Source organism: Variovorax sp. WDL1 (genome assembly GCF_001541225.1).
GTDB lineage: Bacteria > Pseudomonadota > Gammaproteobacteria > Burkholderiales > Burkholderiaceae_C > Variovorax.
Genome location: NZ_LMTS01000035.1, coordinates 1 through 304, shown reverse-complemented (window position 1 = coordinate 304; position 304 = coordinate 1). Strand labels below are relative to the sequence as shown.

Annotated in this window: 1 pseudogene; it reads left to right on the top strand. The window is 71.7% G+C overall.

The annotated features are described in order from the left end of the window. Positions 1–304 (top strand): annotated as a pseudogene (locus tag APY03_RS07085) (IS21 family transposase); the annotation flags it as partial.

The following is a 304-nucleotide window of genomic DNA, read 5'->3' as shown; positions in this document are numbered from 1 at the left end:
CACTACATCCCGCTGGTGCAGAGGAAGCCGGGAGCGCTGCGCAACGGGGCGCCGTTCACCGACCTCCCCGAATCATTGCAGCGGCTGCGGCGCGCGCTGTTGCGCGAGAGCGGAGGCGACCGCCTGATGGCCCGGGTCCTGGCCCTGGTGCCGATGGCAGGACTGGAAGCGGTGCTGGTAGCCGTGGAGTTGGCGCTGGACGGGGCGCCTCCCTCCGGGCGCGTGAGCGTCGAACACGTCATCAACGTGCTCGCGCGTCTGAACGCGGCGCCGCGGCCGGCCAACGTGGAGACGTCCCTGCAGG